The sequence below is a fragment of the Campylobacter concisus genome (genome assembly GCF_003048555.1).
GTDB classification, from domain to species: domain Bacteria; phylum Campylobacterota; class Campylobacteria; order Campylobacterales; family Campylobacteraceae; genus Campylobacter_A; species Campylobacter_A concisus_AO.
Window position 1 is genome coordinate 1 of the sequence record NZ_PIRR01000035.1, and the last position, 16566, is coordinate 16566.

Here is a 16566-nt window from a genome sequence, read left to right on the forward strand (position 1 = left end):
GATAATCTTAAAGATATATAAAATAAAAATTTAATTCTAAAAATACAAAATTTGTCAGATAGATGACGGAATTTATTCATTGTAAGTTATAGAATTATTACAAAAATTAGGAAGGAGCGTTTGAGATGTTAAATAAAAATTTAACTATCTCTATTTTGGTGACTAACCATCACTTTAAAAGTGAGCAGGGCAGTTTAGCCTTGTTTAATGGGAGGAATTTATGAAAAAACATAAATTTGTGATTGCCGATTATAAACGCTGTATAGGATGTGCAACCTGCATGGCTGCATGTTTTAAGAGCGCTTATGAACGCGGCAAGCTGTCACGTGCAAGGCTAAGTGTGCTAAGAGAAGCTACTGGCGTTATGCCAACTCAGTGCAGACAATGCGACGATGGTCCTTGTGCGAATGTGTGTCCAACTGGAGCATTGCGATTCAATGATAATTGCATCGAGCTTCACGAGGAAATTTGTATAGGCTGTAAGATGTGCACGATCGCTTGTCCTTACGGTGCGATAAGCTCAAGTGCAGAGCTTATGCCTTCAGTAAATTACGCTGTCGAGCCAAAATATAACCTTGAGATAGAGTCACAATCAGGTGCAAAAAATATCGCTGTTAAATGCGATATGTGCTTTGGTCGTGAGAACGGACCAGCTTGTGTTGATGTCTGTCCGACAAGTGCTCTTGTTATGATTGATCCAGAAGAGGGCAAACATAAACTTGGCAAGAGGATAGATTATGAAGCAGCGAATAAATTTGCTACTAAAATTTTAAACGGACAAGGAGCATAAGATGACTACGGTTTATATGCTATTTCTTGTAAGTGCCGTCGTTAGCATCTTGCTTTATTGTGCTCCAAAGGCCGCTGTAAAGGTTGGTTTTGGACTAAGCGCTTTAAGCTGTTTTTACGCGATGTACCACTTTGTTGCAAATATGGGAGTAAGCGATAGCTTTGCTCTTATGGATGGCTTTTTATATTCGCCAAAATTTGCGCTAAATCCACTTGGAAATTTCTTTAGCTTTGTCGTTGTTTTCATTGGATTTGCAAGTAGCGTTTATGGTATGAGCTATGCAGATGAGTACATCAAAAAAGCAAACGTTGGCGTATTTGCATGTTTGTTTAATACATTTATACTCTCAATGCTTCTAGTAATTAGCGCTGATAATGTATTTTGCTTTGTTGTTTTATGGGAGCTTATGACTCTTATTTCATCATTTCTTATCATCGTCAATGACGGTAAAAATACACTTAAAGCGGTTATGGTATATCTTGGTATCGCACAAATCGGTGCATTTTGTATCACCTGTGGCTTGCTTATCACAGCTTACTACGCAGGAAGCTTTGACTTTAGCGCATTTATGGGTGTTAAGATGCCATTTGGCGCTTCTGTTGCTGTATTTGCACTATTTTTGGTCGGCTTTGGTAGTAAAGCTGGTATGTGGCCATTTCACGTTTGGCTTCCACAAGCTCACCCAGCAGCACCATCAAACGTTTCAGCCCTTATGTCAGGCGTTATGATCAAAGTTGCTCTATTTACACTAGTTAAATTTACACTTTACTTACCACTTAGTACATATTTTGGACTTACAATACTCGCTCTTGGTGCAGCTAGCTCACTATTTGGTGTTTTATACGCTCTTTGCCAACACGACTTTAAAGCCTTGCTTGCTTATCACTCAGTTGAGAACATAGGCATCATTTTACTAGGTCTTGGCACAGGTATCTACGGCGTTGCAGCTGGAAATTTAACACTTGCAGCAGTAGGTTTTCTGGCAGGTTGCTACCACGTAGTTAACCATGCTATATTTAAAGGCTTGCTTTTCCTTTGCGCTGGTTCAGTTATCCACGCTACTCACACACAAAATATGGACATCCTTGGCGGTCTTGCTAAAAAAATGCCATGGACAAGTCTTGGTATGTTTATAGGTATCATGGGTATCGCAGCTTTGCCTCCAGTAAATGGATTTGTTTCAGAGTGGTTTACATATCAAGGTATGCTTCAAGGTGCGATGGGAGAAGGAACATTAGTTAGATATGCATTTACACTTGGCGTCGTAGCTCTTGCGCTAACTGGCGTTTTGGTCGGCATGCACCTCAAACTTTACGCTGTTATCTTCGCAGGTACTCCAAGAGATCAAAAAATTTGGGAAAATGCCAAAGAGAGTCCGATAGGCATGGTTCTTGGTATGATCATCCTAATGATAGGCTGCGTTGGCTTTGGTCTTGGCGCAAACTACATAGTTGATTACATCATGCAAGCTGTAAATTCTATCGCTATAAGCGACTATAAAGCTAGCCTTGGAGCTATAAATGTAACTTCACCAATAGGTAGTATGATCTCAACTCCGCTTATCGCTTTAGTTTTATGTGCGACTATGATTTTGCCATTTATCATCCTTGCTGTTATGAAAGCAAATAGAGATAAACCACGCGAGACTGATCCTTGGGCATGTGGCTTTAAATATAGCTCACGTATGCAAATGACAGGTGGTCCATTTACAGGTGATCTTAGAAAGATCATGCAATGGCTATTTAGAGCTGATAAAAAGATCGTTACTAGAAATTATTTTGACGCGGTTGAATATCACAACCATCCAAAAGATATCTGGTGGGGAATGTTTTATGAGCCAGTCATTAAATGGTGTATGAAATTTGCTGATAAACTAGGCATCGTTCAAAGCGGATACACAAACGTCTATACGCTTTATATCCTAATTTATCTTTGTGCCATACTTGCTGTGGGCTACTTTTTAGTTTAGGAGACGAAAATGCAAACTATACTTTTAATGATATTTCAAGTAGTCGTTATCGTTTTGGTAGCTCCTTTGTTTGATGGTATGGCAAGAAAACTAAGAGCTAGACTTCAATCAAAACAAGGTAGCGATTTCTTTCAAACATATCGCGACATTATAAAACTCTTTAGAAGAGGAAGAACTGTGCCTGAGTGCTCTCACTGGGTATTTAGATGGGCTCCATTTTTCCTTTTTGCAACTTCAGCTGCAGTTCTAGCTGCTATACCTATAACATATAGCAAAGATACTGTTTTTGGAGCATATTCAGATATATTTGTGATCCTTTATCTTGGCGCATTGCTTAGATTTGTATTTGGTGCAGCTTCAATGGATAGCGGCAACCCATTTGCAGCAACAGGCGGCGGCAGGGAGCAAATGCTTGGTGTATATGTTGAGCCAGTTATGATCATGTGCCTAATCGTAGTAATGCTTGCAGCTAAAACATCAAATTTAATTGAGATCCAAGAGATGGTAAAAACCGGTGTTATCGGATATCAAATCCCAAGTTTTGCCGTAGCTTCTATCGCATTTTTATGGTGCATGTATGTTGAGACTGGTAGAAAGCCATTTGACGTAGCTGAAGCTGAGCAAGAGCTTCAAGAGGGCTTGCTTGGCGAGTATGCAGGTAGCGACCTTGGTTTAGTTCAAGCATCACTTATATTAAAACAGTTTGCTATGATCGGACTTTTCCTAACTATATTTGAGCCATGGAATTTTAGCAATCCTTTCTTAGCTATTATCGTTTTTGTGATAAAAACTGGAGTATTTTACGTCGCAGCTGTCTTTATAGACAACTTTGGACCACGCTTTAAAATGACTTCATCTTTACGCAAAAATGCCCTTGGTGCACTTGCTATCTCGTTTGTTGCACTAACACTTTATGTAGTAGGAGTGTGAGATGCAAACACTTGATATTTTAGCCATTTGCATGATCGTAACTTCGCTTGCGGTTTTTGGTCTTAGAAGCTTGGAACTCTCAATCATCGCTTATGCGATTGAGACACTACTTTTAGTTAGCATATTTTTCTTGCTATCTGAGAAATTTAACGCCGAGCAGCTCAAAACTTGGGCGATAGTTGCATTTTTTACCAAAGTTTTGCTTGTGCCAGGAATTTTATTCTGGCTTATCAAAAAACTTGGCGTAGTTAGCGAAGATGAGCCAGTTGGTGGATTTTTTGTAAGTCCTGTTATTGCTATGGGATTTTCTCTAGCTCTTTCAATGAGTATCCACCCTATATTTTTAAAATTCTCTCTTATCAAAGAAGAGATTATGCTAATCGCAGCTGGAACGGTCTTTATGATGGGAATTTTTGGTTTTATGCTAAGAAACTCATTTATAAAACAAATTCTAGCTTACTGCTTGTTTGAAAACGGTATCCACCTAAGCCTTGCTCTAATGGCTTATAACTCACATGAGTTAGTTGAGCTTGGAATTTTAACAGATGCGATATTTGCCGTTATCATCATGAGCATTCTAGCGATTAGATTTTATAAAGCTTATGATAGCTTAGATACTTCTAAAGCTTCAAATTTAAGGGGTTAGAGATGGATAGTTTAGCTTTAATACTTATCTTACCGCTCCTTGGTGCTTTGGTCTTGTTTTTGAGTCCTAAAAATTATGCGGTATTAAGCGGACTTCACGTTTTGTTTTCTGCTGCGACATCGGTGGCTTTACTTAACAATGTTCTTAAAGTCTTAAGTAGCGGAACTTTTTATAGTTTTGATAAATTTTTGTTTTTAGATAGCTTAGGCTGTGTTTTCTTGGTGCTTATCGCTGTAACTGGATTTATAGTAAATTTCTACTCTATCCACTACATGAGATGGGAACTTGAAGATGGACACATCCACTTAAGCGATCTTAAAAAGTACTACGCATTAAGCCATGTATTTATCTTTACAATGACTTTAAGCGTTATTTGCAACAACGTTGCGTTTATGTGGGCAGCTATCGAGGCTACAACACTAGCTTCTGTGTTTTTGGTTGCTATCCACAAAGATCAAAAATCAACAGAGAGTGGCTATAAATACATTGTTCTTTGCTCAATCGGTCTAGCATTTGCACTTTATGCGACTGTTCTTTTATACTCAGCCACATTTAGTACTCTAGGAGATGGCGAAGCTTCTATGCTATTTTCAAGCATAATGGCTAACGCTAAAAATTTAAACCCAGATGCAGCAAAACTTATCTTTGTGTTTGCGCTAATTGGTTTTGGTACAAAAGCTGGTCTTGCTCCAACTCACACTTGGCTACCAGACGTTCACGCTGAAGGTCCAGCACCTATTTCAGCTTTGCTTTCAGGTGTGCTTTTAAAATGTGCGATGCTAGCACTCTTAAGATACTATGCTATCACTGCTCAAGCTGTTGGATTTAGCTTCGTTGAGGGCATAATGATCGTTTCAGGAACTATCACTCTTTTTGTAGCGGGATTTTTCCTAATCAGACAACACAACGTAAAAAGAATGTTTGCATACCACTCAATCGTTCATATGGGTGTTATCGCATTTGCACTTGGTGTTGGCGGTAAATTTGGTCTATTTGCAGCGATATTTCACTGCTTAGCTCACAGCTTTACTAAAGCTTTGGCATTTTGCTCAACAGGCAATATCGCAAGAATTTATGGCCATAAAGATATGAGTAAGATGGGCGGCATGGTTAAAATCGCACCAATTACTACTATAATGTTTGGCGCGGCTGTTTGTTCACTAGTTGGTGTTCCAGCATTTGCTATATTTGTTAGCGAATATAACGTCTTTGTAGGAGCTATCACAAGTGGTCAATACATCGCAGTTGCGCTATTTGCTATTGCACTTGCAGTTATTTTCATAGCTGACTTTGCACACTTTAATATGGCAAGCTTTGGCGAGCCAAAAGGTGTGGTTGTTCATAATAAAGAGATGAGTTTGTTAGAGAATTTACCTCTTATAGCACTTTGTGCCCTTATCATAATCTTTGGCGTATGGCATGTAGATAGCTTTTATACGCTAGTAGATAACGGTGTTAATATAATGATGGGAGCTTTAAAATGAGAGGCGATAAATTTATAGAAATCCTAAAAACCAAGGTAAAAATTTTAGAAGTAACTCGTCAAGCAGACGATCAGATCACAGTTTTGGTTGATAGAAACGATCTTCCACTAGCTGTTAAAACGCTTTATTATGATATCGGTGGCTTTATAAGCACTATGATACCAAACGACGAGCGCCAGATAAATGGTAGCTTTGCGCTTTACTATGCTATCTCAATGGAAGGTAGCAAGATGACTGAGGCGGATGACTTTGCAGCTGAAGATAAGTGCTTTATCACAGTTAAAACCCTTATCCCAGGAAGCGATCCGACATTTCCATCAGTTACTCCACTTGTGCCAGCTTGTGTTTGGTATGAAAGAGAAGCTTATGATATGTTTGGTCTAGTAGCTGAGGGTCTGCCTGATAAAAGACGTCTAGTTTTAAGTGATGACTGGCCAGACGGACTTCACCCACTTAGAAAAGATGCTATGGACTACCGCTACCGCCCTGATCCAGTAGATCACAGAGATGAGCCTGATGCGGAGTTTTTGTTCCCAACAGGCGATGCAGTAGTCGATGTGCCACTTGGACCACTACATATTACTTCAGATGAGCCAGGTCACTTTAGACTTTTCTGCGACGGCGACGAGATCATCGACGCTGACTACCGCCTCTTTTATCAACACCGCGGTATGGAAAAGCTAGCTGAAAACAGAATGAACTATGATCAAATGGGCTATCTTGCAGAGAGAGTTTGTGGAATTTGTGGTTATGCTCACGCTATTGCTTGTATCGAAGCAGCAGAAAAAGCTATCAAGCTTGAAATTCCACTAAGAGCTCAAGCTATACGCGTCATCTGTCTTGAGATCGAGCGTCTTCATAGCCACCTTTTAAATATCGGTCTAGCTTGTGAGGTCACTGGTAACTACAACGCTTTCATGCACATCTTTAGAGTTCGTGAGTACTCTATGGAGTTAGCTCAGCTAGTAACTGGCGGACGTAAAACATACGGCAATGTCGTTATGGGTGGCTTAAGACGTGACATGACAAACCAAGAGATCAAAAAAGGCATCGAGATCATAAATAAACTTGACGTTCAAATTTCAGAAATTTGGGACGCAGTTATGGAGGATAAACGCCAAATCGGACGCTGGAAAGGTGTAGGTATCTTAGACCGCCAAATAGCACGTGACTTTAGCCCAGTTGGTCCAAATATGAGAGGCTCTGGCTTTAAACGCGATAACCGCTACGATCACCCATACGACTTTTTCAAACAGATAGAATTTGAAGTAGCAGTTGAGCATGGTTGTGACGTTTTTGCTCGCGAGATGGTTAGATATAAAGAGCTAAAAAGCTCTATCCACATCATCCGCCAATGCTTTGAGCTAATGCCTCAAACTCCGATCATGATCGATCCTGTGACTATGATCAAACCTGAAAATTTTGCACTTGGCCATGATGAAGCACCACGCGGTGAGAACGTCCACTGGATCATGCAAGGCAGCGCTCAAAAAGTATATCGCTGGAGATGTAGAGCGGCTACTTATAACAACTGGCCAAGCCTAAGGTATCAATTTAGAGGAAACAACATAAGTGACGCTGCGCTTATCGTTTGCTCACTTGACCCTTGCTACTCATGCACTGAGCGTGTTACATTAGTCGATGTAAGGACTAAAAAGAGCAAAATTTTAACAGAGAAAGACCTTAAAAAATTCTGTCAAGATGGCGGGGTTAGTAAAAAGGATTTAAGATGATGAAGTTATTTGACATCACAGAAAAATATGGAAAGGCGACATACGCCTATCCATTTGAGCCATATATTGTTCCTGAAAATTTCCGTGGTCAGCCAAACTATACATACGATCTTTGCATAGGTTGTGCAGCTTGCGGTATCGCTTGTCCTAGTAACGCAATAGAGCTTAAGATGAACGAGGAGCAAACAAAGCTTGTTTGGGAATTTGACTGTGGGCGCTGCATATTTTGCGGACGCTGCGATGAGGTTTGCCCAACTGGAGCTGTAAGACTTAGCGATAGCTTTGAGCTTGCGGTTAAATTTGACAAGAGTGCTCTTATACAAAGGGGTGAGCTTGAGATGCAAACTTGCAAATGCTGCGGTAAGCCATTTACGCCAAAAAGGCTTATAAATTTCACCCTTGAAAAGCTTGGCACAGCAAATTTACTCCCAGGCAGACTTGAAGAGGCAAAAGACTACCTTTATATCTGCCCAGAGTGCAAGAAAAATCAATCTGCTGAAAGGCTAACAAAAGGCATTGAGGAGGCTATAAAATGAGTCTATATCAAGTCCCAGAGGACATAAAAACAGCAAATGATCTAACTGCAAAGCTAGAGCATCTAAAAAATATCAAAAGAAGCTTTAGCGTTTATAGGATCGACTGCGGAAGCTGTAACGGCTGTGAGATAGAAATTTTTGCAGCTATTACACCGATGTGGGACCCTGAGCGCTTTGGCTTTAAACTTGTTGCAAATCCAAGACACGCTGATATTTTGCTTTGCACCGGTCCTGTAACAAGACAGATGTATTATCCGCTTCTTCGTGCTTATGAAGCGACCCCAGATCCTAAGATCGTGGTTGCTCTTGGCGCATGCGGAAGCAGTGGCGGAATTTTCCACGACGCTTATAGCGTTTGGGGCGGTATTGATAAGATAATCCCAGTTGATGTCTATATCCCAGGCTGTCCTCCACACCCAGCAAGCATTATTTACGGTCTTGGCATGGCTCTTGGTATCATCGATCAAAAGCTTCATAAAAAAAGCTATGAAGAAGATAATACATTGCCACCTTCAGTTGAGAAGTCTGTTATAGGCGATATCTTGTTTGAGCGTGACTTGCAAGCTGAAAGCAGAAGGCTAATGAGCTATATCTTTGGTAGAATCCTTTTTGAAAAATATATGAATGCTATCAAATGTTCAAAAGATGTCCATGACCCAAGCATTTCAAGAGAGGCTGTGCTTACAGCTATCAAAAAAGAGGAAGATCCTAGATATGCCGAGTGCATGGGGCTTTTGCATAACGATGTCTATCTAAAATATGCAAAAGCTGATAAAAGCTTTGCGATAGATGTTGATAGCGAGGTTTGGAGCAAAAGATGATACAAGTTTATAAGCTTACAAAAAGGCATATGGACGATAATGACAAACTTCCGCGCGAGCTAAAGGAGATAAAAGTTTTCTCCACTTGCGTGGGACATGGCGTTGGCACGATAGACTTTAGTGAGAAGGTTTTAGAGATCAGCGATGAGGAATTTGACGAGATGATCAAAAACTCAGGCGAATATGTGAAATTTAAGATCGGAAATTTAAGCAAATATTTTGAAGTTGAAATTTTTTCTGAGCATATCGCTAAACTCTTGCCGCAGCTTTGTGAGTGTAAGCTTAAAGAAATTTTGGCAAATTTAAAAGAGGGATATGTCGTGCTTAGGAAGGACTTTTGATGAAAAAGGCCATCCTTTGTATCGGTAATCCTATGCGTGGCGATGATGATGTGGGTAATGAAGTAGGCCGCATCGTAGAGCAAGAGCTAAAAGAGTGGAAGGTCTTTTTTGGGCAAGATGTGCCTGAGAATGAATTTCCAGCTATTAGAGAATTTGCACCTGAAATTTTGATAGTGGTCGATGCGATGAGCGGCTTTAGCGAGGATAAGATAGAGTTTTTTGACCTAAGTGACGATAGAGACTACATCTACTCAACTCACAATCTCCCAACGCCAGTGCTTTTGAGCTATTTACGAAAAATTTGCCCTAAAACGCTGTTTTTAGGCATTAGCGTATTGCTCGAAAATGTCTTAAATTTTGAAGAAGGACTAAGCGAGCAGGCTAAAAAAAGTGCCAGAAAAGCATTTTTAAGAATTGTAGAGATTGATAAAAATTTAGTCGGTTAAATTTAGCAAATGGCTAAATTTAGTCTTTTTGGTTACTAAAGACAAAAATTTGCTTTTAATCGCAAGCATTGATTTGACTTTAGTGATTTTGCAAAGTGTTAAACTTTGGTCGCAAAGATGAGCTTGGCTCATGTGCGAGATTGAAAATAAAAAGGAGAATGTGATGTTAAATCCGGCAGAAACCGCTCAAGCGGTCTCAAGCTCTATGGAGCATAAGGCTCATATGCCACTTACTAGTATTATCTTCCTTGCTATCATGGCTGGAGCTGCTATTGCTATGGGTGATATTTTTTGGGCTCACTCGACAGTTGGTATGGCTGAAAATCAGTCTATTGGCCTTTCAAATTTTATCGGCGGTATCACATTTAGCTGTGGTCTTATGATGGTTGTTTTTTATGGTGGACATCTTTTTACAAGCTCTGTTTTAAGTGGTGTTAGCGCATATGAAGGAAAGCTAAAACTAGGTAAGACTATCGGATACTGGGCTATCGTTTGGATATTTAACTTCGTTGGTGGCGCATTGATCGCTTATATGTACTACTATTCAGGCTTGCCACTAAAGTATGATGGCTACATCTTGCAGCACTTTATACCAGCTGGTATTGGCAAGATCACAGCACCATTTCATGAGCTATTTATCCGCGGAATTTTTTGTAACGTCTTTGTTTGTATGTCTATTTGGACTGCGACAAGTGAGAGCAATCTATCTGGTAAATTCTTTGCCATTATGTGGATGATCGGCGCATTTGTGGCTTGCTCAATGGAGCACTGCGTGGCAAATATGTTCATAATCACTGAAGCCATCATCTCAAAAGCTCACTATATAGCAGCAAATGGTGGAGATATCGCTGCTGCAGCTGCGGCTCTAGGACATAGCATTACGGCTGAAAAACTAGAAGTTTTAAACTGGGGAAATTTCATCGGTAAAAACTTAGTTCCAGTTACACTTGGTAATATCTGCGGCGGACTTTTCTTTGTGGGGTTAGTTGGCTTTATGGCAAATAAATTCGATATGAAGAAAAAAGCTTAAAAATTTTAGTCTTTGCTTCTTGGCAAAGACTAATCCTTTAAGACTACTCTTTGCTAGCTATTATAAAAATTTTTGGTTTTTAGTTTGTGTAACTTTCAAGTTTTTCATAATCAATTATTAAAAACTCGTGTGGTGTGATCTTTCTTATGATGTCATCTTTTATAAGCTCATTAAAAGCAGTTGAAGCGCTTTGGCGTTTGAGCCCCACAAAGCTTGAGAGCACTTTTAGAGAAAATGGTAAAAAGACATAATGATAGCCATTTTGTTTTAGATCCTGCTCCTTTGCAAGCTCGATCAAAAAATTTGCAATCCTGCCTTTTGCATCTTCAAAAAGTATGGATTTTATGATTTGGCGTTGCACGATCACTGCATTTAGCACAGCTTTTAAAATTTCATCTGCGACATTTGAATTTGATAAAATTTCACTTATTTCGCTTAAGTTTATGGAGTAAATTTTTGCGTCTTCTAAAATTTCAAAAGCACAATTATCATCAAGAACAGCAATGTTATTTGATTCCAAATGATAAAGGATAAATTCCTCTCCATCTTCAAAAAATGAGAGCTTTGCACAGCCACTTTTTAAGATGATGATCTTGATCTCTTCGGTGTAGATTATGCTTGTTTTTGGTAGCTCTTTGTACTCAAATTTATCAAGCTCATTTTGAGTTAGGATCTTTGTGATTTGTGTTTGCAAAAGACCTAGACGTGATTTTTTCATTTTTCTCCCAAAAAATGTATAGAGCCTGATTTTACTTTACAAAGCATTTAAAGAAGTTGAAAAATATTGCTTTTAGTTTAAGAATTTCAATAATTTTTAAAAGTAGTATTAATTTTTTAAATTGGTTGCATAAATCGCAACCAAATTTTTAAAATCCATGAAGTTGTTTTAGCTTCTCATCGATTGGCTTTTTAAGTCCATCTTTTGTCACGCTTACGTAAGTTGCAGTAGCGCTTGTAACGTGTATAGTTTCTCTATATCCGCCCGGATTTAGCCTAAGAGCGGTTACTTCTATTTGCGTTGTTATCGATGTTTTGCCAACGGAGATGATTTTAGCGTAGCAGCTTAGCACATCGCCAACAAAGACAGGTTGTTTAAAGATGATCTCTTTCATAGAGATCGTCACAACGCGCTCGGGAGAAATTTCTCTTGCAGCTTGTGCACCTGCAAGGTCGATCTGACTCATTATCCAGCCACCAAAAATATTTCCAGCCGAGTTTGTGTCCTTTGGCAACATAACTTGTTTGATACGTGGCTCACCAAAATCCTTTAAAATATCCATTTTTTGCCTTTTAGATGTTAAAATTTTTGGTTGATTGTAGCAAATTTTAAGGCTTTATGCTAAAATCTTGCAACTTCAGGGGATGAAAAAATGAACGATTTTAAAAGATTAAATGAACTCACAAAAGAGCAAAAAAACAAGTTAAATGCTATTTATAAAAATTTAGACGATGATATCATAAACGAGGCTGTTAAAATTTGTGGTCTTGCTGGTACACCAAGCCAAAAACTGGCTCTTGCAAGAAGGATAGTAGATCTTAAAGTAGATCCGCTTCAAAATGAGCTAAAAAAGCTAAATTTAGGCGAAGACGAGCAAAAACGAGTGCTAAATTTAATGTATGGCTACGTTAGAAATTTATATGAAAATCTGCACGCCAAGCTTTTAGAAAAGGCTAAAGAAGAGAAAATTTTAGATCCGTTTAACCAAGCCTTTGTGCAGGCTATGCATGGACTTGGCCTAAGCCTAAATTCGTGGCAAATTTCATGGCAGGATCGTATTATTGACACTACAAACAAAGAGTTTGAGGCTAAATTTAAAGATCTAAGCCAGGCAAATGAGTTTATCACTAAAAATGCTTTATTTCAGTGTGATAGTAACGGCGTAAGGGCCGATAGAACGTATGGCGCGGTAGTAAAAGAAGGTGAGAAATTTAGCTTTTTGCCTTATGCGCTTGCCTTTAAAGATGAGGTGAGAGAGCTTAAAAGTGTCTTTACTAAAAACCTTGAAATTTTAAGAAATTTAGCTAAAAATGACGAGCAAAAATCATACATAAAATACCTTGAAAAACTACAAAACGCCTTTTGCGAAGAGGACAATGCAAAGGTGATAAATGCATGGCAAGAGGCTGAGATAGCGTGGATGGATGTAAAAGGTGCACTTCAGCCAGGCCATCCACTAGAGTACTACGAGGATGCCTACACGCATGCAGTCGCACTTGAGTGGGACATCAGGCTTGTTGATAGCGAGGGCATAGATGAGCTTAAATTTAAAGAAAAAGTGGCAAAAACTTATAAAAGCGTTTGCGAAAAGATAAAATTTGATAACGCTGAGACAAATAAGGCAGTTAGCGAAAATATCGCTAGAACGCAGCTTTATATAAGCGTGCCGATGATTTATTACGGTGCCGAGCTAAACGGGCTTTTTAGCGCTCAAGTCGTGCCAAATGATGAGAGTGTTAGCGCAAAATGTGGTAAGAAAATTTTTGCCTTTGTAAATCACGTCTATGAGGGCGCAAAGGCAAAGCCTTTTATGAAGCTTGGGGCTGAAATTTTTAGCAAGGAATTTTTGGATTTTGGTAGGGAAATTTTATTTCTAAAGCCAAAAATTTGGAAAAAAGTTTATGAAATCTCAACGATCGGACATGAGTTTGGACACATCCTCTTTATCGGGCTTGATACCGAGATGAGCATGAATAAAAGTGGCGTCTTTAAATTTATAGAAGAATATAAGGCGACGACTGGCGGGCTAGTAAATTTCTTCTTACACGAAGAAGCGGAGTATAAAATGGCCGTCTTTCACGAGCTAATTGCCCGTGCGGTTGGGCTTATCGCGTGGCGAAAGGTCGATGAGGTGAGGGCTTATTACTGCGAGGGACTCATACATCTTAGCTTGCTTTTTAGGGCTGGCGTGCTTAAATTTGATGGCAAACTAAGCGTGGATATGAGCGAGCAAGCTTACGCTAAATTTAAAGAAATTTGCTTAGAAAACTACTACGATCTAGCGCAAACATACGCTAAAAAAGTTGATGCGAGCACGTTTTTGGAGAAATTTTGCCAAAAAGATGAACTAAGCTATTTGCCAAAAGATGAAGAGTGTAAGAAATTTGTTGAGCATTTTTACGCTAGATACGAAGCTATCGGCAACGACGTCGATGATAGTGGCGAGTGGCAAAGATGGCAAAGTTTAGCCAAAAAGGCAGAGAAAGATAGATAAAGACGAAACATGATAAGTAAAATAAGTAACGAAAATCAAGTATCTTTTTTATTTATGTTGATACTTTTTTGTGTATATGTTGTTAGTTATTTTATTGCTAGTGATTTTTATGAAGACATAATTACTGCTCTATTTGATTTTATGATCACATTATTTATCTTTTTAAAGCTAAAAGAGACAAAAAATTTAAAAACATATTGGATATATATATTACTAGGCCTTACTTGTTGGGTAGCATCAGACACTATGTGGATGCTATATGATAAGGTTGATTTTCTTAAACAATTTCTTTCTAAAGTCAATTTTATACAAATCTCATACGTAGTCTCATATTTTATGTTTGCATTTTCTGCTTTTTACATTTTGATCAAAAATTTGAAAAATTTATTTTTAATGCAAGTATTTGTGGACTCAATTTCTATTTCCGCAATATATTTTAGCTTTATGTAGTTTATGATTTTTAATAGAAATTTAACTCAAGTTTTAAGTCAAAAAGATTTTTTTAATCTAAGTTACATCGCCATAGATTTATTTATGTTTTGTACTTCATTTATTGCGTTTTTTTCACTTAAATTTTCAAGAAAAAGACTATCTATGCTTTTATGCTTGATAGTACTTATTGTAATAAGCATTTATGATATTTTTACCACTACAATGGATTTTTGGATAGATGAAATATCCTTTTTTGGATACGACATTGTATTTAAGAGTTCTTTTTTTATGTTGTTTGTTGCTACGCTTCATTTAAGAGAGGGCGAGGCAAATCTAAAATTTAGGGCACTCAGAAATGATTTTGATAAAATTTTAATACAAAAGCTATTTGTTTTTGCCGCATTTTTGACGATCATGATCTTGTACTCTTGGAAGATAAATTTGACATGGTTATTTTCTATTTTAGTTACTTTGCTTGCATACGGGGCATTATCTTATACATTTTCTAATGTTAGAAAGATGGATATTTTAATTAAACGTGAAATACATATCAAAAAAGTGTTAAATAATCAGATAGAAAATAAAGTAAAAGAGCTTGAAGAGACAAATAGGCACCTGCAAAGGATCAGTAAATATGATTATCTAACAAATGCTCTAAATCGCCAGTATTTTATCGCAAGGCTTGAAGAGATGATAAAGTCAAAGGCGCTTGGCGAAAAGATAGATATTTATAGTATTGATATAAACCATTTTAAAGCGATAAATGACTCGTATGGGCACTATATCGGCGATGATGTAATAGCAAAGTTCGCTTTAAATATTGAGTCAATATTGCCACAAAACGATTCTTTATTTGCAAGATCTGGCGGAGATGACTTTATTGTTGTTATCAAGCAAAACGAAAATGTACATTGCAGGGAATTTTTACATTATCTACTAAAAGCTATTTCAGAGCCAATCGTTATAGATGATTATAAAATTGTACTTGATGCGAAAATAGGGATTAGCTCGACACAAACTAGTGAAATTTTAGCTGATGATTTTATCATGCAATCAGAAGCAGCACTAGAAGCAGCAAAAAAAGATGCATCTGAAAAGTATGTTTTTTATAGTGATATAAAAAGCATGATTCAGGATAGAAACTATATAGAAATATTGCTAAATAGCATAAGCTTTGATGAAGAATTTGAGCTAAAATTTCAGCCCCAATATCTAATAGAAGGTAAAAAAATAGTAGGAGCAGAGGCTCTTGTTAGGTGGAACTCTCCTATAAAAGGTCTGGTAGATCAATCAAAATTTATCCCAATAGCCGAACAAAGCTCTATTATCAATGCGATAGGAAAATGGGTGGCAAAAAATGCTATAAAACAAATGGCCTTTTGGAATGAAAAATATAATACAAACCTAAAAATAGGCATAAACATCTCTCCAAAACAGATTGATAATATAAATTTTGCATCTAAATTTTTAAGCTATATAGATAGATACGGCATCGATCCATCTTGTGTAGATGTTGAGATCACTGAGGCCAGCCTCGTTAATGCCGAAGAGATGATGCAAAGTGCGTTATCTGAGCTTTCTAATAGAGGAATTTGCATATCCATAGATGATTTTGGTACCGGTTTTTCATCGATGAATTACATCAAAAAATATCCTATGAGTCGCCTAAAGATCGCTAAAGAGCTGATAGATAATATTGCTATAAATGATATAGATAAAGACGTGGTAAAAAGCGTTATAGCTTTGGCTAAAAATGTGGAGCTAAAGACTATTGCTGAAGGTGTCGAAGATGAAACCCAGCTTGAAATTTTAAGAGAGCTTGGATGCGATGAGGTGCAAGGGTATCTTTGGGGTAAGCCAATGAATGCAGAGGATTTTGAAAAGCTTATAATAAGCGCTATTTAAGCACACTCTTTGCACTAAAATTTTCAAATTTTAAAATATCTTTATGGCAAAGTCTAGCCAGCTCATTTATCATTTTTGAGCTAACTTCTTCTTTTGGGATTATTAGATGAATCTTTTCTTCTAAAAAAATGATAAAGATATTTTTTAGCTCATAGATTTCACTAACTTTATTTAGGTCAAATTTTTCATTTTCTTTGGGTTCACCTTCATAGTAAGCCAGAAATTTCTCATTTACTTCAAAATTCATTTGCTTTTGAGTATCTGAAATTTCAATTCTTTTTAATGCAGCTA

Annotated in this window: 15 protein-coding genes and 1 pseudogene; 13 read left to right on the forward strand and 3 right to left on the reverse strand. The window is 37.8% G+C overall.

Translation table 11 applies throughout. The features are described from left to right. Positions 1-220: 220 nt before the first annotated feature. The 11 genes from CVS92_RS06965 to CVS92_RS07015 all read left to right on the forward strand — a co-directional run bounded on the left by CVS92_RS06965 (position 221) and on the right by CVS92_RS07015 (position 10726). Positions 221-790 (forward strand): 4Fe-4S dicluster domain-containing protein, encoded by a 570-nt coding sequence (locus CVS92_RS06965; RefSeq protein ID WP_021091760.1) that lies wholly within the window; start codon positions 221-223, stop codon positions 788-790. 1 nt (position 791) lies between these two features. Then, complete coding sequence (locus CVS92_RS06970; RefSeq protein WP_107788975.1) at positions 792-2759, forward strand: proton-conducting transporter membrane subunit; 1968 nt, start codon at positions 792-794, stop codon at positions 2757-2759. A 9-nt stretch (positions 2760-2768) separates the two neighbouring features. Further along, the gene (locus tag CVS92_RS06975; protein WP_084041928.1) at positions 2769-3689 is read left to right on the forward strand and encodes a respiratory chain complex I subunit 1 family protein; all 921 of its coding nucleotides are present in this window, start codon (positions 2769-2771) and stop codon (positions 3687-3689) included. 1 nt (position 3690) lies between these two features. Continuing rightward, on the forward strand, positions 3691-4335 hold the full coding sequence (gene hyfE / locus CVS92_RS06980) for a hydrogenase 4 membrane subunit (RefSeq protein WP_107788976.1): 645 nt from the start codon (positions 3691-3693) through the stop codon (positions 4333-4335). Positions 4336-4337: 2 nt separating this feature from the next. Then, positions 4338-5819, forward strand: a complete 1482-nt coding sequence (locus tag CVS92_RS06985) for a hydrogenase 4 subunit F (protein ID WP_021091695.1) — start codon at positions 4338-4340, stop codon at positions 5817-5819. Further along, positions 5816-7552, forward strand: coding sequence for an NADH-quinone oxidoreductase subunit C (locus CVS92_RS06990; protein WP_107788977.1), 1737 nt, complete (start codon positions 5816-5818; stop codon positions 7550-7552). The genes CVS92_RS06985 and CVS92_RS06990 overlap by 4 nt, the downstream gene beginning before the upstream one ends. After that, complete coding sequence (locus tag CVS92_RS06995) at positions 7549-8088, forward strand: formate hydrogenlyase complex iron-sulfur subunit (protein ID WP_054197155.1); 540 nt, start codon at positions 7549-7551, stop codon at positions 8086-8088. The genes CVS92_RS06990 and CVS92_RS06995 overlap by 4 nt, the downstream gene beginning before the upstream one ends. Beyond that, positions 8085-8909 carry an NADH-quinone oxidoreductase subunit B family protein gene (locus CVS92_RS07000; RefSeq protein WP_021091627.1) on the forward strand — a complete coding sequence of 275 codons (825 nt, stop codon included), beginning with the start codon at positions 8085-8087 and terminating at the stop codon, positions 8907-8909. The genes CVS92_RS06995 and CVS92_RS07000 overlap by 4 nt, the downstream gene beginning before the upstream one ends. Further along, positions 8906-9250: a formate hydrogenlyase maturation HycH family protein gene (locus CVS92_RS07005; protein WP_107788978.1), complete on the forward strand. Its 345-nt coding sequence runs from the start codon at positions 8906-8908 to the stop codon at positions 9248-9250. Before CVS92_RS07000 ends, CVS92_RS07005 begins: the two co-directional genes overlap by 4 nt. Then, positions 9250-9696 carry a hydrogenase 3 maturation endopeptidase HyCI gene (locus tag CVS92_RS07010; protein ID WP_107788979.1) on the forward strand — a complete coding sequence of 149 codons (447 nt, stop codon included), beginning with the start codon at positions 9250-9252 and terminating at the stop codon, positions 9694-9696. Before CVS92_RS07005 ends, CVS92_RS07010 begins: the two co-directional genes overlap by 1 nt. A gap of 163 nt (positions 9697-9859) precedes the next feature. Continuing rightward, positions 9860-10726, forward strand: coding sequence for a formate/nitrite transporter family protein (locus CVS92_RS07015; protein ID WP_107788980.1), 867 nt, complete (start codon positions 9860-9862; stop codon positions 10724-10726). Positions 10727-10805: 79 nt separating this feature from the next. Here the strand turns inward: CVS92_RS07015 and CVS92_RS07020 are convergent, their stop codons facing one another. After that, positions 10806-11444, reverse strand: coding sequence for a Crp/Fnr family transcriptional regulator (locus tag CVS92_RS07020; RefSeq protein WP_103648709.1), 639 nt, complete (start codon positions 11442-11444; stop codon positions 10806-10808). A 148-nt stretch (positions 11445-11592) separates the two neighbouring features. Continuing rightward, positions 11593-12006 carry an acyl-CoA thioesterase gene (locus CVS92_RS07025; protein WP_021091795.1) on the reverse strand — a complete coding sequence of 138 codons (414 nt, stop codon included), beginning with the start codon at positions 12004-12006 and terminating at the stop codon, positions 11593-11595. 90 nt (positions 12007-12096) lie between these two features. On the opposite strand from CVS92_RS07025, the gene ciaB reads away from it, so the two are divergent. Continuing rightward, positions 12097-13938 (forward strand): invasion protein CiaB, encoded by a 1842-nt coding sequence (ciaB, locus tag CVS92_RS07030; protein WP_107788981.1) that lies wholly within the window; start codon positions 12097-12099, stop codon positions 13936-13938. Between the two features lie 720 nt (positions 13939-14658). Next, positions 14659-16275, forward strand: coding sequence for a putative bifunctional diguanylate cyclase/phosphodiesterase (locus tag CVS92_RS07035; protein ID WP_234398712.1), 1617 nt, complete (start codon positions 14659-14661; stop codon positions 16273-16275). On the opposite strand, the pseudogene CVS92_RS07040 reads toward CVS92_RS07035, so the two are convergent. Continuing rightward, positions 16268-16566 (reverse strand): annotated as a pseudogene (locus CVS92_RS07040) (hypothetical protein); the annotation flags it as partial. The gene CVS92_RS07035 and the pseudogene CVS92_RS07040 overlap by 8 nt on opposite strands.